16 protein-coding genes are annotated in these 21,147 nt (G+C 63.1%); 4 read left to right on the top strand and 12 right to left on the bottom strand.

Annotated features, from left to right (window positions below; all coding sequences use genetic code 11):
* Positions 1-10: 10 nt before the first annotated feature.
* The 12 genes from tagQ to tagH all read right to left on the bottom strand — a co-directional run bounded on the left by tagQ (position 11) and on the right by tagH (position 16,976).
* Positions 11-934 carry a type VI secretion system-associated lipoprotein TagQ gene (tagQ, locus tag AB4P94_RS07110; RefSeq protein WP_395609974.1) on the bottom strand — a complete coding sequence of 308 codons (924 nt, stop codon included), beginning with the start codon at positions 932-934 and terminating at the stop codon, positions 11-13.
* Between the two features lie 84 nt (positions 935-1,018).
* Entirely contained in the window at positions 1,019-2,731 is a 1,713-nt protein-coding gene (locus tag AB4P94_RS07105) for a formylglycine-generating enzyme family protein (protein WP_395609973.1), read from the bottom strand.
* On the bottom strand, positions 2,724-3,908 hold the full coding sequence (locus AB4P94_RS07100) for an ABC transporter permease (protein WP_395609972.1): 1,185 nt from the start codon (positions 3,906-3,908) through the stop codon (positions 2,724-2,726). The genes AB4P94_RS07105 and AB4P94_RS07100 overlap by 8 nt, the downstream gene beginning before the upstream one ends.
* Positions 3,908-4,612, bottom strand: coding sequence for an ABC transporter ATP-binding protein (locus AB4P94_RS07095; RefSeq protein WP_395609971.1), 705 nt, complete (start codon positions 4,610-4,612; stop codon positions 3,908-3,910). The genes AB4P94_RS07100 and AB4P94_RS07095 overlap by 1 nt, the downstream gene beginning before the upstream one ends.
* Positions 4,612-7,587, bottom strand: a complete 2,976-nt coding sequence (locus AB4P94_RS07090) for a serine/threonine-protein kinase (RefSeq protein ID WP_395609970.1) — start codon at positions 7,585-7,587, stop codon at positions 4,612-4,614. Before AB4P94_RS07090 ends, AB4P94_RS07095 begins: the two co-directional genes overlap by 1 nt.
* Positions 7,584-8,303, bottom strand: coding sequence for a PP2C family protein-serine/threonine phosphatase (locus AB4P94_RS07085; protein ID WP_395609969.1), 720 nt, complete (start codon positions 8,301-8,303; stop codon positions 7,584-7,586). Before AB4P94_RS07085 ends, AB4P94_RS07090 begins: the two co-directional genes overlap by 4 nt.
* Positions 8,304-8,957, bottom strand: coding sequence for a type VI secretion system-associated protein TagF (tagF, locus tag AB4P94_RS07080; RefSeq protein ID WP_395609968.1), 654 nt, complete (start codon positions 8,955-8,957; stop codon positions 8,304-8,306).
* Positions 8,954-12,454, bottom strand: a complete 3,501-nt coding sequence (tssM, locus tag AB4P94_RS07075) for a type VI secretion system membrane subunit TssM (protein WP_395609967.1) — start codon at positions 12,452-12,454, stop codon at positions 8,954-8,956. The genes tagF and tssM overlap by 4 nt, the downstream gene beginning before the upstream one ends.
* A complete protein-coding gene (locus tag AB4P94_RS07070) occupies positions 12,451-13,740 on the bottom strand; it encodes a DotU family type VI secretion system protein (RefSeq protein ID WP_395609966.1) in 1,290 nt (429 codons plus the stop codon). Before AB4P94_RS07070 ends, tssM begins: the two co-directional genes overlap by 4 nt.
* 6 nt (positions 13,741-13,746) lie before the next feature.
* Positions 13,747-15,081: a type VI secretion system baseplate subunit TssK gene (tssK, locus tag AB4P94_RS07065; protein WP_395609965.1), complete on the bottom strand. Its 1,335-nt coding sequence runs from the start codon at positions 15,079-15,081 to the stop codon at positions 13,747-13,749.
* 18 nt (positions 15,082-15,099) lie between these two features.
* Positions 15,100-15,609, bottom strand: coding sequence for a type VI secretion system lipoprotein TssJ (gene tssJ, locus AB4P94_RS07060; RefSeq protein WP_395609964.1), 510 nt, complete (start codon positions 15,607-15,609; stop codon positions 15,100-15,102).
* 56 nt (positions 15,610-15,665) lie between these two features.
* Positions 15,666-16,976: a type VI secretion system-associated FHA domain protein TagH gene (gene tagH, locus AB4P94_RS07055; protein WP_395609963.1), complete on the bottom strand. Its 1,311-nt coding sequence runs from the start codon at positions 16,974-16,976 to the stop codon at positions 15,666-15,668.
* Between the two features lie 393 nt (positions 16,977-17,369).
* On the opposite strand from tagH, the gene tssA reads away from it, so the two are divergent.
* The 4 genes from tssA to AB4P94_RS07035 all read left to right on the top strand — a co-directional run bounded on the left by tssA (position 17,370) and on the right by AB4P94_RS07035 (position 21,110).
* Positions 17,370-18,389 (top strand): type VI secretion system protein TssA, encoded by a 1,020-nt coding sequence (gene tssA, locus AB4P94_RS07050; protein ID WP_395609962.1) that lies wholly within the window; start codon positions 17,370-17,372, stop codon positions 18,387-18,389.
* 54 nt (positions 18,390-18,443) lie between these two features.
* The gene (gene tssB / locus AB4P94_RS07045; protein ID WP_003231688.1) at positions 18,444-18,950 is read left to right on the top strand and encodes a type VI secretion system contractile sheath small subunit; all 507 of its coding nucleotides are present in this window, start codon (positions 18,444-18,446) and stop codon (positions 18,948-18,950) included.
* A gap of 2 nt (positions 18,951-18,952) precedes the next feature.
* Complete coding sequence (gene tssC / locus AB4P94_RS07040; RefSeq protein ID WP_375065601.1) at positions 18,953-20,449, top strand: type VI secretion system contractile sheath large subunit; 1,497 nt, start codon at positions 18,953-18,955, stop codon at positions 20,447-20,449.
* A 172-nt stretch (positions 20,450-20,621) separates the two neighbouring features.
* On the top strand, positions 20,622-21,110 hold the full coding sequence (locus tag AB4P94_RS07035) for a type VI secretion system tube protein Hcp (RefSeq protein WP_005792512.1): 489 nt from the start codon (positions 20,622-20,624) through the stop codon (positions 21,108-21,110).
* The last annotated feature ends 37 nt before the right edge of the window (positions 21,111-21,147 follow it).

Here is a 21,147-nt window from a genome sequence, read left to right as displayed (position 1 = left end):
AGCATGTTACTTAAACGTTAGGGCACGGCACCGGCGCCCAGTCGGCGAGGTTCGGATCGCGGCACGTGCCTTCGATCTGCGCTTTACCGGCGCTGGCAACCTGCTTGCTTTCAGCTTGCTTGGCCTGCACGGTCTGGATGCTCTTCTCGGTGGTCACCGCTTCTTTCGGCACGGTGGGCAGCGCGGCTTTTTTCGCCGGTTTCACGGCTTTTTTGCCTTTGGCCGCAGCCACAGGCGGCGTGGTGTCGGCGGTCGCCACGGTCACTACGTCGGCACGCTGGACACCCACTTGTTGCAGGTCTTGCTCGTAGGCCTGGGTGTAGTTGTTCAGGTCTTCGCTGGCCTTGCCGTTGACCGCAACGATCAGGTCGTTCGACTCTTTGAGGCCCGAGACAATTTCCGCCAGGCGCTTGCGGCCTTCGGTATCGTTGACGGTCTTGGCCTTGCGATCATTCACCAGCTTGGTGAACGCGCTCTGGTAGCACTGCTGGGACGCCTTGGCGTAGGCAGTGCTGCGGTCGATGTCGGAGGCACTTTTGTTGAAGTCGGTGGAGTACGACGCGATGCGCTGGTTGTCATCGGTGATCTGCTTCTGGCGCTCGGTGTAGTAACCCGCCGCGCCGCCGGCCAGGGCGCCGCCCGCTGCGCCGATCGCCGCGTTACGCCCGCGCTTGTCGGAGTCGCCGGTCAGGGCGCCCAGCAGTGCACCGCCCGCTGCGCCGATGGCCGCGCCGGTCACGACCGACTTGGTCATGTTCGAATCAGTCGCACGCAAGTGCTGCACCGGCTCGTAGCAGTTCGGGTAGTACTCGACCTTGGTGCTCGACGCGACCTTGGAGGCCGGCGACGTGGCGCAACCGGTCAACACGGTGCTGAAACCGGCTGCGATCAGCAGCAGGTGACGCTTGGAAACCGCCTTACGGGAAAAAAGCATAGGTGTGTTCTCTGTTAAGTTTGACTTGCCCAGCACGGCCCACCGCCGCCTGAGTCCCTTCCAAGCTCGCTTTACAGCCACCGGTCAAGACCGCTGACCGCTCGCTGCGAGCAATTCCTTCAAGATCGTCGCCGGGTCGGCCCGCTGTTGCTTGCGGTAGTTGCCGACATGACGAACGAACAGTGTCGCGCGCGTCACCAGGCTCTTGCCGAGCACTGGCTTGCGATCCAACTCTTCCTTGATCCGTTGAAACTGGGCCTGGATCACCGCATCGGTGTAGCGCGTGCCGGTGGCCAGGTTGTCGATATAAATCGCCACGGCGCCGTCGAGGGCGCTGCGGCCATTGGTGATGGCCATGTCAAACAACTGCGCGCTGGCCTCGTCCTTGTTGTCTTTGGCTTGCTGGCGGCTTTTCTGCAGGTTGGCCAGGCGGATGTTGTAATTGCTGATGGTCTCGGCCACCAACGCGGCGGACTGAATCAGGTTGCCCGCCGCCTCTTCGCGTTGCTGGGCGATCAACGAAACGTTGCGCTTGAGCTCTTCGTTGACCAGCCCGAGTTCGGCTTGCAGCTTGGGGTCGACGCTGCCGGCGATGATGCTGTCCAGACGCTTGGTCGGGTCCTGGGCGTCGTCGATGGCGTCGGTCAGCGACGCCAAGCGGCCTTCTTTTTTCCACTGCTCGAACAATTCCTTGTAGCGCGAACGCGGCGCCGACAGCGCGCCAATCGCTACGCGAAAGCCCGTGGTTTCGTTGCTCTGTTCGGTGCCGTCGGCGGCGAACAACGGGTACTCGCGGCGCATGCCGGTAAAGAGCGTGCCCTCGCCTTCCAGGTAGTTGCCGCCCTTGACCACAAAGCCGCCGTAAGTGCCCTGGCGCCGCCCGGCGTGCACCAGTTGGAAGGATTCCTGGACCATTTCGGCGGCGTTGCCAATCACGTCGAACAGGCCGATCGGATTGGGCAGTTTGGTGCCGATGGGCATCAGCCGCGCGGCCTGACCGGTGCCGCCGGCGACCTGGTTGAATACCGCGTAGTCGCCCAGCGGGCCGTCGCTTTCACTGCCTTCGACACGCCGTGGAAACAGGCGGCCTTCCAAGTCTTGGCGGCTCACCGCCTGGCCACCGCGCGCGGCGAATTCCCACTCCACTTCAGTCGGCAGGCGCACAAAGCCCAGGCCACCGTCTTCGGCAGAAGAACCACGGCCACTCACCGGCAGCAGGTCGCGGTGGTATTTCATCAGCCACGCGCTGTACACCGCCGAGAAACGCTCGGCCTCAAATCGCGACAGCTTCACCTTTGGCAAGCGCGCGGCCATGCCGGTGGGAAGGTCGCAGGCTGGCGCGGGTTCGCCGCTGGCCAGGGATTGCGCCTGAGCCATCACGGCGGCGTACTGGCGTGCGGTTACTTCGTACTTGCCGATGAAATACAGCATCGGTTTGAGCGGCGTCTTGGCGTCGGTCTTCGGCATCAGTGGCGCGATGACCTTGTTCCAGTCTTTGGGCAAATCCTTGAGGGTGAACTGGCCGTTGATGAAGTCGCGGCGGTAGCCGGAAATAAACGATTGCTGATAACCCGCCTCGCCCTCGGCGAAGGGGTAGCCGAGGCTGATTTCACGGTCATCCAGCGTGCCTTGGGCCAACACGTAGGCGTAACGAAACACCATGTTGCCCTCGCAGGGCAGCGGCAGGCTCACGTCATCCGCCAGCGGTTTGGGGTTGTCGAGCTTGTCGCTCGCCTCATCGGCCCAGGCCATCGAGGCCAGGCTCAGCGCCACGGCGGCGCCCAGTAACTTAAACATCTCTGATTCCTTCAGAAGCCTGGATACGCGCCACCCGCCAACCACCGCAGGCCGCTGCCACGGCACTGACGCCGAGGATTGCAACCAGGGCCAGGCCGTAATGACGCGCCAACAGATGGCTGGCGTATTCGCCCGGTACCTGCCCGAACAATTTGTTTAAAGCCGCCTCAGCCAGGCCGTACAGGCCGGCACTGAGCACGGTTGCAAACCCTGCGCTGTACAGCGCTTGCAGCACCACAAACAACAACAGCCCGCCGGTGGAAAACCCCAACAGGCGCAGCACCGACAATTCGCGACGCTTGCGCGCCACCGCCGCCAGGGCCCCCGCAAAGATCGCTGCAAATGCCCCGGCCAGCGCCAGCCCGGCAATGATCCAGAACACAATCGACAGGTTGCGGCTCAACGACTGCACCTGCGCGATGGTGTTCGCCTGGGTCGACACCAGCAGGTTCTGCGCGGCGAAATACACCCGCAGCGCTTCCACATCCGCGAGGTTGCGCGCGTACAGGCGAAACGCCGGGTAAACGCGCTGCTCATTCACACCGACCGCTTCACCGTCCCAGCCCAACGCTGGCACTGCACGACCATCGCGGTAATCTTCTGCGGCTTGCAACACACTCAAATCAGCAAAAAAACCATCCCGGGCAAAAGCTTCCAGCGGCAATACCGCCAGCACCTGCAGCCGCGTATGCTGAGCTTCAACTCGCCCTGCCACTTGCCGTGCAAAGCCGGTTTCCAGCCAGTCGCCAGGCCGCGCCGCGAGCTTCTCGGCGGCGGTGTGGCTCAACGCAATCTGGTCCAGCCCCCTGGGCACCGGCAAACCGCTCAGCAAAGGATCACCCGGCGCGGTCGGCAGCATTTCCAGAGTCAACGTACCCACCTGCGCCGTCGCCGCAATCTGCCGTGTCCGCGCAATGGCAAACGCCACATCACCGCGCCCCCCAAGCTGCTCGATGAATGCATGGCTGAATCGACCGCCGCCCAACGGGATAATTTCACGGGTGGCGGGGTCGGTCTCCAAGCGTTCGGTCAAACTGCTAACCAGTCCAAATTTCAGGCCGAATAACACGAGTAACGGCGCAATGACGGCGACCAACGCCAGCACTGAACACGCTGACAGCCACGCGTCGTTGCGGTAATCCTGCCAAGCCAGCGACGCCACCAGACCGATGCGCATCAGCATGCCTCCCCGAGGGTGGCGGTGACGCCGCCATCGCTGTCGCGACGGCAACTGATGCGCCGCACCTGCAAGCCACTGGCGCGGGCCAGGGGTTCGTCATGGGTGGCGATCACACAGGCCGCGCGGTGCTCGCGGGCCTGGGCCAGCAGGGCCTGCATCACACGCTCGGCGTTCAGCGGGTCGAGGGAAGCGGTGGGCTCGTCCGCCAGCACCAGTTGCGGCGCATGGGCCAGGGCGCGGGCGCAACTGACGCGCTGGCGCTGGCCGACTGAGAGCGCGGCCGGTTTTTTGGCCAACTGATCGCTGATTTCCAACTGCTCAGCCAGCCGCGCCACGCTGCCGTCATCCTTCAAACCCAGCAGTTGCCGGGACAACGCAATATTGCCGCGCACATCGAGAAAGCCCAGCAACCCGCCGGTTTGCAGCACATAGCCCAGATGCTGGCTGCGCAGCGCGGCCAACCTGGACTGCTGATCCGCCCGCCACAGCCCACCGATATCCTGCTGATTGAACTCAAACTGCCCCACCTGATCCGGCGCCAGCACCAACGCCAGCAGATCGAGCAAGGTGCTTTTGCCGCAACCGCTCGGCCCGACAATCGCTAATTGCTCGCCCGCGCGCAGGCTCAGCCCCGGAATCACCAGGCTGTAGCGTTGGCTACCGCTGCCCCGGCTCTTGTGCACCGCGCTCAGGTTCAGCATCACGGCAGCGTCGACAACGGCACGCGGTACAACGCGTCGCCCGGCTCGGCATCGCCGAAACGGACCCAATTGGCCAGGTCATTGTGGAAGGTTTCATAGAGGCGGATTTTCGAATCCAGTTCGTCGATAAAGTCTTCCTGTTCGGCCACGCTCAGCGACAGCCACAAATCCTGCGTCATGTTCAGCGACTTGCTGCGGTACGGCAGGCCTTCCAGGTATTCACCGAGAATGCCGCCGTCGGCGAGGTTGCCGCCCTTGCGCAGGGCCTGCGGGTCGCGGCTCATGTAAGCCGAGGCGCTGGCGATTTCCTGGAAGAAATCCTTGGGTGAGGTCTGGGTTTTGCGCGCCGCGTCCACGATCAGTTTCAGCGATTGCTGCAGGTCGTTGAGCTGCAACTTGGTCAGCATCACGCACACCTGGAACGCCGGCAGTGCCGGGTTGGTGAGGTCGCGGTCGGCCGTCCAGGCGCTGACCAGTTGCGGCGCCTGGCTCGCGGTTTTGCGGCCGAGGAAATCCATGTGCATCGCGTAGCCGACGGCGGCGGACTTGTCCGCCAGGCTCGGCGCCGAGCTCAACAACGGCACCGGTTGCGGCGTGTTACTGCGCACCTGGTGCACAAGGTTGGCAAACACGCTGCCGATCTCGTCAACACGCTCGCCCAGTTTGTGTACATCGCCGCCCGGCACTGGCGTGTAGAGGTCGCCGATTTGCGGGTTGGCATCGGCCGTCAGGACGCGGTACTGGCTTTCAGCACCCGCGTGGGTTTTCTTGCCGGCGTCGGTGCGCAGGTGCAGCGCGTAAATCTTGATCTGCTTGCCCAACGCGGCCTGGCGCACTTCGGCCTCGTTCATCTGCGTGGTGGCGAACGGGTCATTCTTGCGCAGGGCACCGGCATCGGTGACCAGCAAAATAATGCGCCCGCCGTAGCCGGACCAATCCATGCCGTCTACTGCCTGCATCACCCCGGCAAACGCATCTTCGTTGAACGAATGGCTGGACACCGTGGACGCTTTGACCTGGCGCGCCATGTCGAGAAAGCGTTGCGGGTCGCGCCCCTGATCCAGGGTGATCAGGGTTTTGGCCACGTATTCCAGGCCCGGGGTTTTCTTGATGCTGTTGCGAAAGCCCACCAGCCCGAAGCTCACGCTGTCGAGTTCGCCCCGTTCGCCAATGCGGGTTTGCAACGCGTGCACCACGTCGCGAACCTGGTCGATGTAGGGTTGCATCGACACGGTGGTGTCCACCACCAGCACCACGGCGGTACGGAAGGCGTCGGCATTGGCGCTGACCGCCCGGGCGGCGGGCTTGGCCGCCACGCTGCCGGGATCAATGGACGCCACATTGAGCAACTGCACCGGTTGGCCGTTTTCGTCGAAGCTCTCTTTGGAATCAAAGATCGGCAACAGGTAGAACTGGTTCTGCGGCACGGCGCTGGCGGTCGGTTCCAGCGCCAACACTTGCTGATTGTCTTCGCTGTTTGTCTGCGCCTTGGCCAGCACTTTTTTGGCGGCGGCAGGGTCAGCCAACAGCTTTTCAACTTCAGCGGATTGGCGCAGGAACATCACCGGCGCCCGCCCCGAACGCTCGGTGAACTTGAGCACCAGGCTCTGCTTCCAATCGCTGACTTGCGAGGCAGGCAGCCAGCCGTCGCTGCGCCCGTCAGTGGCCGTGCCCACACGTAACCACGGGCTGCCATCGACGTCCTTGCGCTGGTAAACGTAGAGCACGGAAAACGCCGCCAGCCCTTCGCTTGATGCGCCGCCAGCGTCATGGGAGAGTTTCGCGCCGGGCTTGCTGAGCACACGCTGGAACAGAGTCCGTTTGCCGGCCATCAGCAAAGGTCGCTGGCCACCATCGACTTCAGCCACCACGGGTTTCAACGCCGGCGGCGGCGTTTTCGGGATCACGGCGGCTGGCGGCTTGGCCGGCGCCTCGCTGGCGCTTAACCACCAATAACTTGCACCGCCAATGGCCAGCGCCACCGCAACGGCCACGGCAGCCAACGCCACCACCGGGCCACGGCGTTGCTCGGACACGGCGCGGTGCTGCGTCGGCGTCACCACCGGTTGGCGCACGGACTGAGGCTTGTCGGTCGGGATTTCGATGGACTCGGGCGTGATACCGCCCAAATCAAAACTCAGTGGAATCGGCAGCGGCCGCACCAGCGTGGCTTCCGGCGAGTCCGTCGGCAGTTGATCAAGTGCCCGCAAAAGCGCCGCCGCATCCGGGAAACGTTCGGCCGGGTCCTTGGCCAATAACTTGCGCAACACATCCTGATAACGCCCGTGGTGCACCGGCAATTCCGGCAAGGGTTCGGTCAGATGTGCCAGCGCTGTCGACAGCGCGTCGGTGCCGTTGTACGGCAGCTTGCCGACGAGGATTTCATAGAGCACCACGCCCAGCGCATACAGGTCGGCGCGGCCATCGATCTCCTGGCCCCGGGCCTGTTCCGGGCTCATGTAGCTCGGCGTACCCACGGCAAAACCGGCCTGGGTGAATTGGGTGCGATCATCCAGCGACTTGGCGATACCGAAGTCCGACAACACTGCCGTGCCGTCGGCGCGGAACAGAATGTTGGCGGGTTTGACGTCGCGGTGCACCAGCCCCTGGGCGTGGGCGTAACCCAGCGCCGAGGCAATCTGGCGGATGTACGTGAGCCCCTGCTCCGGCGTCAGCCCGGCGGCGATGCGTTCTTTGAGCGTGCCATTGGGCAGGTATTCCATGGCCATGTAATACAGCTCACCGACATTGCCGATGTCATGGATCGTCACCGTGTGCGGGTGCGACAGGCGCGCCAGGGTCTTGCCCTCGCGCAAAAAACGCTCGCAGAAACTCGGGTCGGCCGCCAGCGCCGCCGCCATCACCTTCAACGCCACCTTGCGCTCAAGGGAGCGCTGAGTCGCCAGGTACACGCTGGCCATGGCGCCTTCACCGATCTCGCCTTCGATGTCATAGCCTGGAATCAGAATGGTCATGACGACACCTTCACAACAATGGCGGTGATGTTGTCCGGTGCGCCCCGGTTCAGGCCCAGGTGCACCAGGCTGCGCACGATTTCATCCGGCGTGTCGTGGCCGAGGACTTCACGAATCTCATGGTCTTCCACGGTTTTGTTCAGGCCGTCGCTGCACAGCAGGTAGCTGTCCCCGGGGGCGATCAGCAAGTCGGCCACCGCCAGTTCCAGCTGGGCTTCCACGCCCACCGCGCGGGTCACGATATTGGCGCGCGGGTGCACGCGGGCGTCGGCTTCACTGAGCAGGCCGCTGTCTTGCAAGTCCTGCACATAACTGTGGTCGCGGGAAATGCTTTCCAGCACACCGTCGCGCAGGCGGTACAGGCGGCTGTCACCGGCCCACAGGCACACACCGCGCAACCCGCGTGCGGCCAACAGCACGACGGTGCTGCCCATCATGGTCACGCCACGGTTGGCGGTTTCTTCGCGCACGGTGGCGTTGATGCGGATCAGGTCATTGCGCAGCGCCGCCGAGTATTCATCGAGGGAGCGGCCCACCGGCACCGTGCGCAGGCTGTCGACAATCAGGCTGCTGACGTAGTCGCCCGCCGCATGCCCGCCCATGCCGTCGGCCACCACCCACAGGCGGTTTTCCGGCAGGTCCAGGCACGCGTCTTCGTTGACCTGGCGAACCATGCCCACATGGCTTTTGCTTGCGGATTTGAACGTCGAGCCCATCTACACCACACCTTCTTGGCCAAGCAAAAACTGCGCAAAATCGCCGGCGGCAGGCAAACCCTGGCACCGCAATAAACCGGGGGAAATACGTTCCGAGCCTCGGCCCCACCACAAGCTCGCGCCTTCGCAGGCCAATTCTGCGAGGGCGCTCATTCGAGTGTGAGGCACTGTGGCGGCCACCCGCTGCAGGCCGGCAAAGCGGCTGTCTGCTGCTCGCGGCTCGCTGGCTGGAGTGCCAAGGTTGTCGACGCCATCGCTGAAGCGTTCAAAGGTGGCACCGGCATCCAGAGTGCTGAGCAACAGCTCCTCGGCCTGCTCGAACCAGGTGTCCGGGCCGCCGACCAAGGAAGCGGGGTTGGTGTCGTGATCCAGCATCGCCACCACCGCCAACGGGAAATAGCGCCCGACCCGGTCAATGCTCGGCATCACCACGCCCGCCGCCGCGTCCGGCCCGCACACGCCCGGCGCCAGCACAAAACGCCACAGCGGGCTGACCAGGTAAACGTTTAGCCAGTCGCCGCCGAGGCTGTTCTGGCTGGCGAGCAAACCCGCCGCCAGCCAGCTGTCCCACGGGCCGATAAAACGCTGGGGCAAGGCGCGGCTGACAAAGTCCCCGCGGCTGGCCAACTTGCCGTAGAAACCGGGCGCCGTCATAACCGCTCCGGCAGGCTGAAGCCGCTGAGCACACGGCTCTTGAACGGGTTGAAGGCACTGTTCGCACGCAGTTCATAGGCGATGCTCGCGCCATCGACCCGCAGGCGCAGGTTGAAGCGGTCCGGTGAGTTACCAGCCGTGAGGTCCGATTGTTCCAGCAGGCGGAACCAGGCCCACGGCCCGTCGAGGGTCACGCCCGAACGCCCGCTGGCAGATGGCGGCATGATGGAAATGCGCACCACGCCAATGCTGCCGGGGTTCGGCCATTGCATCGCGACCGGGCGACTGGGGCCGTGGTCATAGCTCAATTGCTGGCCGTCGAGGTCGAGCAGGAACTGGGTGATGGTGGGGTCCATCGAGACCGGCTTGAGTTCAAAACGCACAATTGGCTGAGTGCCACCGGCGCGGAAGAACGCGTCACGAATCGTCGCCGCCCGCTGGAAGGTTTGCAGCACGCCCGGCGCAATCCCGAGTTTTTGCGCCGCGCCCGGCTGCCAGCGCCAGGTCTGGGTGGAGGTGTCCACGTAAGGCTGCAGGTATTTGCGGAAGTAGTTATCCATCACCCCGCCTACCCCGAAGAACTGGCCGAAGTCATCCAGCGTGGCATCGCGGGCGCTGCCCGGCGCCATCGGATAACGCCCGGCCAGGGACTGGCGATACACATTCACCACTTCGCTGACCCAGGCTGCGTTCAGCTGGTTACGCACCCCGCCCATCATGCTGTTGGTGGTGGAATTGACCACGGACTTGACCATGCCTTGCACCAACGGCGGCTGGCGCTCGGCATTCAGGCTGACCCGCGTGGCCGCCGCCGCAGCCTGGTTCTTCGCCTCACCGAGCAACGCGTCGCCACTGGCGCCAACCATAGCGCTGACCTGCACATACAGCGCGTTCATATCGGCCAGCAGGCCGTCGATGGCCGCGGGTTCGCCTTCGTTTTTGCTGACGATACCGTTGAGTTCGGCAAAGTGCGCGGTCACCGGATCATCTGCCGCTTCGGGTTTGCTGGCCGCCTGTTGCTCCTGGCCAAGCAGGCTGCCGAGGCGCTCCTTGAGCTTGTCCACGCCACCTTCCACCGGCACGCCTTTGGCAGCCAGCTGGCGTTCTTCGGCTTGCAGGTCAGTTTCTTTGGCCACGGCCACCAGCAGCTTTTTCAGCGGCGAGGTCGGGCCGGAAATCACTCGCAGCACGTCGGCAGCCTGGGCCACGCTGGTGATCGGCACGAAGTCGATGTCGGCGAGCAAGGCGTCCCACTGGCGCTGATAGTCCTGGAAATACAGGCGGCGGACATCACCGGCCAGGCTCACCACGTTTTGCTGATTGGCCTGCTCATGGCCGAGCACCCATTGCTCTTCGGCGAGGGTGCCGGTCTGGTTCAGGCTGCTCAGCAAGAAGGCCTGGCGATAACCCTTGGCAGTGAAGAAACCACTCAACGGCTCGCCCAATGGCTTGCCGCTTTTGCGGCTGAACACCAGCGCGGCATCACGGCCGGCGGCTTCGTTGAGGCGAAAATCCGGGATGCCTTCGGGCAGTTTCTGGCGTTTGACCCGGTCATAGACGCGCTGGGCCACCGGCAACTGTTGCAACTGCCGACGCAGGTCGTCGATCAGCCGAGGGTCGAGGCGCGCGCTCGGCGGATGGCGGTCGAACAAGGCCTGCAAATGCGTGGTCAATGCCTGGCGCTGATCGGCGGGCAGGTCGCGCGGCAGGCTGCGGTCCCAGTCCAGCGCAATCCACGCCTTGATGAAGTCCGGGTCGTAATGCTCGCTGTCGGCCAGCATCAGATAGGCCTTGAGGCCTTCGTAGAGGAAGTCGGAATTGCCACCGCCGTGCAGTTGCTCTTCGATGCGCGTCACCAGGCGTGGCGCGAACACGGCGATCAACAGCTTGCGGTAGACGCTGCCCGACTCGGCTTCAAGCATATCGCCCTGATACAGGCCCAGGCCCTCGGCCCAGCTCGGCGAATCGCCCGCGAGGCTTTTCACTGCATTCAGAAGAGGCAACACGGCCAGTACGTCGCGCTGCGCCGGGCTGAGGGTTTGCACCGCTTGGCCCAGCGGCGCGACCTTCTGGTCAACCTGCGCGATATACGCCTGGTTGGCGCGGTAGCTGACCCACCACAAGCCGCTGACGACGACGACCAGCGCCACGGTGGCCGCGAGTACGCCGCGTGCGATCCACTTGCGCCGGCGCTCGACCTTCGGATTGACACCGACCAGGCCACGTTCGGCAAACGCCACGGCGGTGAAGAGTTTTTCGATGAAGTAACTGCGCCCGGTGCTGCTCTGGCGCGCCAGGTGCTGGCGGTCCAGGTTCATGCTCTGGGCCATGGCGCCGATCAGGCGGTCAATCGGGCTGCCTTCCTGGGTGCCGCTGGTGAAATACACGCCGCGCAGCAGCACGCGCTCTTCATAGGCGTTGGGTTTGAACACGCCTTCGAGGAAGCTCTGCAGGCAATCTTTCAAGGCGCCGAATTGCTGTGGGAAGCCATAGATCAGGTCACGCCGCGCCGGGTCGCGTTCCTGTTGCAAGCGCTCGACCAAGCGTTCGTTGAGGCGTTGCTCCAAACCGGCGAATTCGCTTTGCAGATGGGCCAGCGGGCTCTCGCTGTTTTTGCCATCGTCCAGCGCAAAGGTCATGCCCCACACCTGGGCGCGGTCTTCCTTGCTCAGGTTGTCGAAAAACTCCATGAAGCCCGGCACCAGGTCGAGCTTGGTGAGCATCAGGTAGATCGGGAAACGCACACCCAATTGGGTGTACAGCTCCTGGATACGCAGGCGGATCGCAGCGGCGTGGGCAGCGCGCTCAGCGTCGGTGCCCAGCAGCAGGTCCGACAAACTGATGGCGATGAAAGCACCGTCGATGGGGCGTCGCGAGCGCTGTTTTTTCAGCAGGTCGAGAAAGCCCAGCCACGCCGCTTTATCCACCGTGGAGTTGCTGTCTTGTGTGGTGTAGCGGCCCGCCGTGTCGAGCAAAACGGCCTGGTCGGTAAACCACCAATCGCAGTTGCGCGTGCCGCCCACGCCACGCACCGCTCCGGCGCCCAGCTGCGCAGCCAATGGAAAATGCAGCCCGGAATTGACCAGCGCCGTGGTCTTGCCCGAACCCGGCGGGCCAATGATCACGTACCACGGCAGCTCGTAGAGGTTACGGCGCTCATCACCGCCCAGCTTGGCCTTTTTCAGCAGCGCCAGGGCTTCGTCCATGCGCTGGCGCAGGGTGGTGAGTTCTTCGGCGGTGGCCACACTGTTGGGGTCCGCCGGGGTTTCTGCTGCCAGGCTGCGCAGCACTTCGGCGGCCTGACGGCGCGCCTGGATGATGCGGAACACGCGGTAGGCAATCCACACCGCGAACACCAGGATAATCAGCGCCCAGCGGCGCCCTTCGGGCACCAGCACGTCGAGCAGCGGCCCGACAAACCAGATAATCAGGCTCAGGGCGATCAGGCCCAGCACGGGGATCACCCAGCGAATCATGAAACTGAAAAACGCCTTCACTCGACGCCCTCCGCCAATACGGTGATTTCAACCCGCCGGTTGCGGGCACGGCCTTCTGCGGTGGCGTTGGTCGCCACAGGCTCGGTGTCGCTGCGGCCTTCGGCGCTGAAGCGGTCTGCCTGGCCGGTCTTGGCCGCGAGGATTTCCAATACAGATTTGGCCCGTGCTTCGGACAAGGCCCAATTGGACGGGAAACGCAGCGTGGCTATCGGGCGGTTGTCGCTGTGCCCGGTCACGCGCACCTGGCCCTTGACCTTGCGGATGGCGTCGGCGATGCGCAGCATCAGCGGCTGGTAGTCATCGACGATGCTGGAGCTGGCGGAGGCGAACAATTCATCGCCACGAATAGTTACGACAGAGCGGTCGACTTTATCTTCGACGGCGACGCGGCCGGCCTTGATGTCTTCCGCCAGAAAACCTGCCAGGCGCGGCCGTTCAACCACTTTTGGCTGCGCCACCGGGCGATCGATGGCCTGCACCGGAATCTCGCCCAGAGCATGGATATTCTTGAACACCGGCTCCGCATCCGACGCCAGCTTCATGCGCAGCCCGAACAGCAACGCCAACAGCAGCGCCAGGCCGATGGCCACGGCGATCCACGGCGGCATGAATTGCGCCAGGCGGTCCCGCGCCACGGTCACGCCCCGCCAGTGCGGCGACAGCTCACGTTCGTGTTCGCCGCGCGCACTGCGAATCGCGGCGGCGGTGCGTTCGCGCAACGCTTCCAGGTGGCTGCGGCCGTCGTTCATCACCCGGTAGCGGCCCTCGAAACCCAGGCACATGCACAGGTACAACAGCTCCAGCAAGTACAAGCGTTCGCGCGGGCTCTGCAGGCAGTGGTCGAGCAGTTGGAAAACCTTTTCGCCGCCCCAGGCTTCGTTGTGCACGGTGATCAACAGGCTCTGCTTGCCCCAGTCACTGGTGCTGCCCCACGGCGTGCTCAGCACGGCTTCGTCGAGCGCGGTGCACAGCGCGTAACGCGCCAGCAGCACTTCGTTGCGCGCCACACCGGCAGCTTCAGCACGTTCTTCGAACTGACGCAGGTAGGCCAGCAACTGTGCGCGCAAACTGGCCGGCGCCGGATGGGCGATGGTGTTGCGCAGGCGCGTCAGCAAGGCCAATAGCGGGCCGGCGGCGCTTTCCAGCGGGTTCAGGCCATGGCTCTTGCCGGTGAGCATCGGCGCGGCGGGCATGGACAAAGGGGCCGGTTCCGCACGTGCGGGCTCAGGCGAGCGGCCACCCGGACGCGGCATGAACTGGGTGCGTTCATCATCATTGGGATGCATCGCGGTTTATCCTCGGATCGCCCAGAAGGCCAGGTTCAAGCCCGGGAACTGCCCGGCGATATGGAAGGCAAAGCCACCGGAGTTGCTCAGTTGCTGCCAATGCTCGCTGCCACGGTCCAGCTCGTAGTAGGTGGAGCCTGCGTGGTAGGGCAACTGGCGTGGCGCCACCGGCAACGGCAGCAGGCTGATGCCCGGCAATTGCAGGTTGACCAAATCACGGATGTGCTCCACCGAGCCGACCTTGCTCTGCTGGCCGAAGCGCGCGCGCAGGGTTTCACCGGGCACATCGGCGCGCACCACGAGGATGAAACTGGCGTTGTCGATCAGGGTTTTGTCGGCCAGCATCGCCACGTGAATGCCATAGGCTTTTTCCACAATCGGGATCGGCGTGGCCTTGCTGTCGATCAGCATCGACAGTGCTTCACGCAAGGCCTGCATCACCGGGGTAAAGCTCAGTGCCAGGTCGTCATGCTGGTATTGCGGATACTCCTGCGGGCGTCGGCCAGAGGTGGCGAAGGTCGAAAATTCACCCGCCAGGCTCACCAGCTCGCTGAAAAAACGCTCCGGGTGCAGCGGAGTCAGCTGGCTCAAATGCTGGATCAACGGCTGGGCGCGGTTGACCAGTTGCAGCAGCATGAAGTCGGCAATTTCCGACGCACCACCGGCGCCCGACGCCACCACGCGGCCCGCCAGCGCTTCACCACGCTGATGCAGCAAGCCGAGCAGTTCACTGCGAAATGCGGTCAGTGGTTTGCTTGCAGCGACGTCCAGTACCGGCGGGATGTAAGTGTCATCAAGCACCAGCGCGCGGTCGGCACGTTTTTCCTTGATGCGCACCAGGCCGATGGCGGCGTAATCGCTGATGCCATCCTGCGCGGTCAGCAAACGCAAGGCGCGCGAGCCGACGGCCACGGGCGCGCGGTTTTCGAACGGCGCGTTATCGTCGCGCACTTCACGCACCTGGCTGACAAAACGCGCCGCTTCCAGCGCTTCGCCTTCATCCACGGTGTCACGGGCGCCCGCGCGCTTGAGCGGCAGCGCCAGATAGACCAGCCCGTCGCGCAGGCTGTCGTCAATGCTCAATGGGCTCGGCGCCACATCATCCTGGGGAATATTGAACGGCGTGCCATCCGGCAGCAGGCCCCGCGCCGACACAATCGCCAGCTTGCCCTGGGCGAGCAGGCCCTGATCGATCAGCAACTCGGAAAAGCCCCAGGCCCCTGCGGACAACGGGCGGCTGCGCGCGTCGATCAGGTTTTCCAGGTAACGGTCATGCTGCTGGAAGTGCTGCGTTCCGATGAACATGCCTTCCGACCAGACCACGCGATTGTTCCAGGACATGGGGGCTCCGATCTCTTGTTATTGGGCAGGGCTTGCGGGGGGAACCACGACGTCGGCACGCACCGCGTGCACATCGAGGCTGATCTGGTATTCGGTGTATTGGCGCGCCGGCACCTCTAACACCGTGCGCCATTGCGCACGGTCGAGTTCGCGATAGCCCACCAGCAAGCCGATCTGGCGGGTGGACGGGTCGAGGTCGCGTTTAATGCTCAGCTGCTGGCCGGGCTGGACCATCACTTCGTCCTGGTCAAGCAAGTCCAGGCCGAGGGTGGATTGCGCGCGATCCGCCAGGGCGAAGTAATCGGAGCGGCCGAAGGTGGCGGCGTTTTTCAGTTCGAAAATGCGCACCCGCACCGGGGCGGCGTGGCCGTTGGCGCCGGGGTTGAGCCCGGCAATGGCGTGGAAGTGCAATTCGACGGCGGCCGTGTCGGCATCCGCCTGGGCGGCGGCTTCGGGTTTGGCGGCATCCTTGGCACACGCCGTCAACAGCAACGCGGTGGCAACTGCGAGTAAAAACCTGGGAATCATCCTGCGTCCTCAATGACGTACTTAGCTATCCGTTTTATCCATGGTTGCGACGCGTTTTAGCGTCGCTGTCGTGCGCTGTGTTCTTCGTAGGCCCGGCTGAATTCGCGGCCGAACAGGTCCTGGAAATCTTCCTGGGCTTCGCGGGAAATATTGCTGTAAAGCTCGGTGAACTGCTGCCAGTACTGGGCCTGGCGCGAGCCGTTGAAAAGGCTCGACAGCCCGCCCGGCTTGCCCATCCGCTCTTCCAGTTGCCCCGGTTCGAAGCGCGCCAGCAGGTGCTTGATCGCGGCTTCCACACCGGCCATCACCGCCAATTGATGGGCGCGCAGGTCGTCGAAACTGTCGCGCACGGCGATGTCAGGCGCCATAAACGCCTGGTTACCGTGGCGAAGCAAAAGCAGTAACGCTTCGTCGGCATTCGGGGCGAATTTCAACGGGTTGTTTTCGGCGGGCCGGATCATGGTTTGCTGCATGCGAAACTCGCCCTTGAGGCTGGCGCGGGCACGCAAGACGTCGATCAGGCCTTCGACCATCAGGCGGTAGCTGCGCCCGATGCTTTCCATTTGGGCCTCTGCCTGGGCTTTGTCGAGGCGCAATTGGTCGAGGCCGGCGCCACGCAGAAAGGCTTGCAGCAGATCGGGTTGTTGGCTGCTGTCTGCCACGGGGAGCACGGGCTCGACCACGGGTGGCGGCTGGATGACGGCGGCGGGCGGCGACGCGACGGGTGTTGGCGGCGTATCGGCAAACAGGTCCCAGTCGTCGGGAATCACAGAGCCCGATACCACCGGTTTCTCGACGACAACCGGCGTCGGCGGACGGAAATCGTGCTGCTCGGAGGGCACATGATCCGGCACGGTCGGTGGCGGTACGGCGGTGGGGCTGAGAAAGTCGAACAGGTCTGGCAGGGTGTCCATCGACGAGGCGCCCTGAAACTGCGGCGCGATCACCGGCACAGGCGCGGGCGTGTTCACCACGGCGCCCATCAACGCTTCAAAGCTGTTCGGTGATTCATTGGCAAAGGGTTGGCTATCAACGGCTTGCACGTTGAAGTCGATGCGCGCCAGAATTTCGTAATCGCCGATACGGATCAGTTCGCCATCTTGCAACAGTTCGCTGTTACCCCGACGCAAACGAATACCGGCGTTAACCAACTCCACGCCATTGGTACTGTTATCGGTTAAATAATAACGACCCTCTTTGTATTGAATAACACAGTGTTGCGAAGAGACCAGACGCTCTGGATCAGGCAATACCCAGTCATTATCCGAACTGCGGCCGATCGCCATCGAGCCCTGGTTCAAGGACTTTTCGGGGCACTGCCCAGGGGTAATCTTGTGATAACTAGTAATAGTCAAACACAGCGACATCTTGCCTCCTTGCTGATACTTCGCGCGCAGTCGACGCCCGGGGCAACACTTCCCGGGCAATCCCTACCAGATCGTGCAAACGACCCTTGCAACCGGCTTTTACCAGCATGATCGCTGATCTTAACCGGCCTCCATGACAGAAATCCTGTTCCGGTGCGTCACCCGACCCACCAGTCGCGCAGGTTGTTAAGCACCGCACATCTGTCACAGAGGGCGAATAGCTTACCTTGACAAGGCCCAACTACTACACCAAAAATGCACAACTTCTTGAACATCATTGATGGCACATTAGTGGCACTCTGACTATATGATCAGGAAAACATGCAAAGTTCATTACGCAACTAAGGCATGAACTGCCCGCCATCTAACGGGCTGATAGGGAGATCGAATCAAGTGGATGTGCCGTTGCTGCTCGCCGCCGTTTCCGCGACTTCGCCATGTGGCGAAGACATGGAATATGACGCGCAATTTCTTCAGCTGGAACGTGACGCCAAGGGCCAGCCCGAGCGCAGCATGGGCGACTCCATCCTGCCCGCCGAACCGCCGGAATGGCGCAGCATCCAGCAGCAAAGCCTCGACTTGCTCGCGCGCAGCAAAGACCTGCGCATCACCCATTTTTTGCTGCAAAGCACCCTCGCCCTCCAGGGTGTGGCGGGGCTGGCCGAAGCCCTCACGCTGATCAACGCGTTGCTGCGCGAATACTGGGCCGACCTGCACCCACGCCTGGACGCCGACGACGATAACGACCCAACAGTACGCGTCAATGCGCTGTCCGGCCTGACGAGCGACACCACCATTCGTCTGCTGCGCGAGAGCATCCTCACACGCTCGCGCACCTTCGGGCCCGTCAGCCTGCGTGCGGCGCTCAACGCCAGCGGCCTGCAGATTTTTGCCGATGAACAACTCGGCGCCCAGCAGCTCAATGCGGCGTTCCTCGACAGTGACCCCGAACAATTGCAAGCCACCCGCGAGGCCCTGAGCGCGGCGCGTGCGGCGTGCGAAGCCATCGAACAACAGGTCAACGACCAGGTCGGTTCCGCCCAAGGCGTGGACTTGAGCATCTTGAAGCAACCGCTCAAGCAGGCCCTGAACCTACTCAATCAAGCGGTGCCCGGCACCGAAAGCAGCGGCGAACCCGAGGTTGTCAGTGACGACAATGCCCCCTCGGCCGATTACGCCGCCGCCCCCGCAGCCCCTCGCCCCGCTGGCGACATCGCCACCCGCGACGACGTGCTGCGCAGCCTCGACAAGATTCTCGCGTACTACACCCGGCACGAGCCTTCGAGCCCGCTGCCGGTGTTGTTGAACCGGGCCAAGCATCTGGTGCACGCCGACTTCGCGGCCATCGTGCGCAATCTGATTCCCGACGGCATGTCCCAATTTGAAAACCTGCGCGGCCCGGACAGCGAATAAGCCGCCGGACCGTGCAGTAACAACACTGTCGCTCAAGCGACCAGGAGCAGCATCGTGGCGAAGCAAAGTTCTCAGAAATTCATTGCGCGCAACCGCGCGCCTCGAGTGCAGATCGAGTACGACGTCGAGCTTTACGGCGCCGAGAAAAAGGTCCAGCTGCCCTTCGTGATGGGCGTGATGGCTGATCTCGCCGGCAAGCCCGCCGAGCCGCTCGCCGCTGTCGCCGACCGCAAGTTTCTTGAAGTGGATGTCGATAATTTCGACTCGCGCCTCAAGGCCATGCAGCCACGCGTAGCCTTCCACGTACCGAATGAGCTGACCGGTGAAGGCAACCTGAGCCTGGACATCACCTTCGAAAGCATGGACGACTTCAGCCCGGCCGCTGTGGCGCGCAAAGTCGACTCGCTGAACCAGTTGCTTGAGGCCCGCACCCAGTTGGCCAACCTGCTGACCTACATGGACGGCAAGACCGGTGCTGAAGAAATCATCATGAAAGCGATCAAGGACCCGGCATTGCTGCAGGCCCTTGCGAGCGCGCCGAAGCCGGCAGGGGACCAGTAATCATGACCGACAATACCGCCCGCGAAGGCAGCCAGATTCTGGGTGCCACCGAAGAAGCCAGCGAGTTCGCCAACCTGCTGCTGCAAGAATTCAAACCCAAAACCGAGCGTGCCCGCGAAGCTGTGGAAACCGCCGTGCGCACCCTGGCCGAACAGGCTCTGGCGCAAACCGACCTGGTGTCCAACGACGCGATCAAGTCGATTGAATCGATCATCGCCGCCATCGACGCCAAGCTGACTGCCCAGGTCAACCAGATCATCCATCACCAGGATTTCCAACAGCTGGAAAGCGCCTGGCGTGGCCTGCACTACCTGGTCAACAACACCGAGAGCGATGAGCAGCTGAAAATTCGCGTGCTCAACATCTCCAAGCCCGAACTGCACAAGACCCTGAAGAAATTCAAGGGCACCGCGTGGGACCAGAGCCCGATCTTCAAGAAGATGTACGAAGAAGAATACGGCCAGTTCGGCGGCGAACCGTACGGCTGCCTGGTGGGCGACTACTACTTCGACCAGTCGCCTCCCGATGTGGAGTTGCTGGGCGAGCTGTCGAAAGTCTGCGCCGCCATGCACTCCCCGTTCATCGCTGCGGCCTCGCCGACCGTGATGGGTATGGGCTCGTGGCAGGAACTGTCGAACCCACGCGACCTGACCAAGATCTTCACCACCCCGGAATACGCCGGCTGGCGCTCGCTGCGTGAATCGGAAGATTCGCGCTACATCGGCCTGACCATGCCGCGTTTCCTGGCGCGCCTGCCGTACGGCGCCAAAACCGATCCGGTGGAAGCCTTCGCCTTTGAAGAAAACACCGACGGCGCCGACAGCTCCAAGTACACCTGGGCCAACGCCGCCTACGCGATGGCGGTGAACATCAACCGTTCGTTCAAACACTACGGCTGGTGCTCGCGCATCCGTGGCATCGAGTCCGGCGGCGAAGTGGAAAACCTGCCGGCGCACACGTTCCCGACCGATGACGGCGGCGTGGACATGAAGTGCCCGACCGAAATCGCCATCAGCGACCGCCGTGAAGCAGAGCTGGCGAAGAACGGTTTCATGCCGCTGCTGCACAAGAAAAATACCGACTTCGCTGCGTTCATCGGCGCCCAGTCGTTGCAGAAACCGGCCGAATACGACGACCCGGACGCCACCGCCAACGCCAACCTGGCCGCGCGCCTGCCGTACCTGTTTGCTACCTGCCGTTTCGCCCACTACTTGAAGTGCATCGTGCGCGACAAGATCGGTTCCTTCAAAGAGAAGGACGAAATGCAGCGCTGGTTGCAGGACTGGATCCTCAACTACGTAGACGGTGACCCTGCGCACTCCACCGAAACCACCAAGGCCCAGCACCCGTTGGCTGCGGCCGAAGTGATCGTGGAAGAAGTCGAAGGTAACCCGGGGTACTACAACTCCAAGTTCTACCTGCGCCCGCACTACCAGCTTGAAGGGCTGACGGTGTCGTTGCGTCTGGTATCGAAGCTGCCTTCGGCGAAATCCGCCTAAACCACAGAAGAGCTAGCTCTTCTGTGGGAGCCGGGCTTGCCCGCGATGCAGGCACCGCGGTCTGCCAGCCACACCGCGGTGATGCAATCGCAGGCAAGCCAGCTCCCACAGAAAAGCGCTGCCCCATTGGCGGTAACCAAATACTGTGGCTGAGACCACACAGGGAGAAAACATGGCTGTTGATATTTTCATCAAGATCGGCGACATCAAGGGCGAGTCCATGGACAAGGCCCACAAGGACGAAATCGACGTGCTGAACTGGAGCTGGGGCATGGCCCAGTCCGGCAACATGCATGTGGGCGGTGGCGGCGGCGCGGGCAAGGTGAATATCCAGGACCTGTCGCTGACCAAATACGTCGACAAGGCCTCCCCCAACCTGATGATGCACTGCGCCAGCGGCAAGCACATCGACAAGGTCAAGCTGACCGTGCGCAAGGCCGGTGGCGAAAGCCAGGTCGAGTACATGGTGATCAACCTGGAAGAAGTGCTGGTCACGTCCTTGAGCACCGGCGGTTCGGGCACTGATGATCGCCTGACCGAAAACGTCACCCTGAACTTTGCCCAAGTGATGGTCGACTACCAGCCGCAGAAAGCCGATGGCACCAAAGACGGCGGCGCGATCAAGTTTGGCTGGAACATCCGTTCCAACACCAAGCGCTGATAGCCCTTGTGGCCGCGGCTTCACGCCGCGGCCCAAG

Origin of the sequence: Pseudomonas sp. B22129 (assembly GCF_044218875.1) — a bacterium.
Lineage (GTDB): Bacteria > Pseudomonadota > Gammaproteobacteria > Pseudomonadales > Pseudomonadaceae > Aquipseudomonas.
Note: the sequence above shows the minus strand (reverse complement) of the source record. Positions and strands in the feature narration are given on the sequence as shown.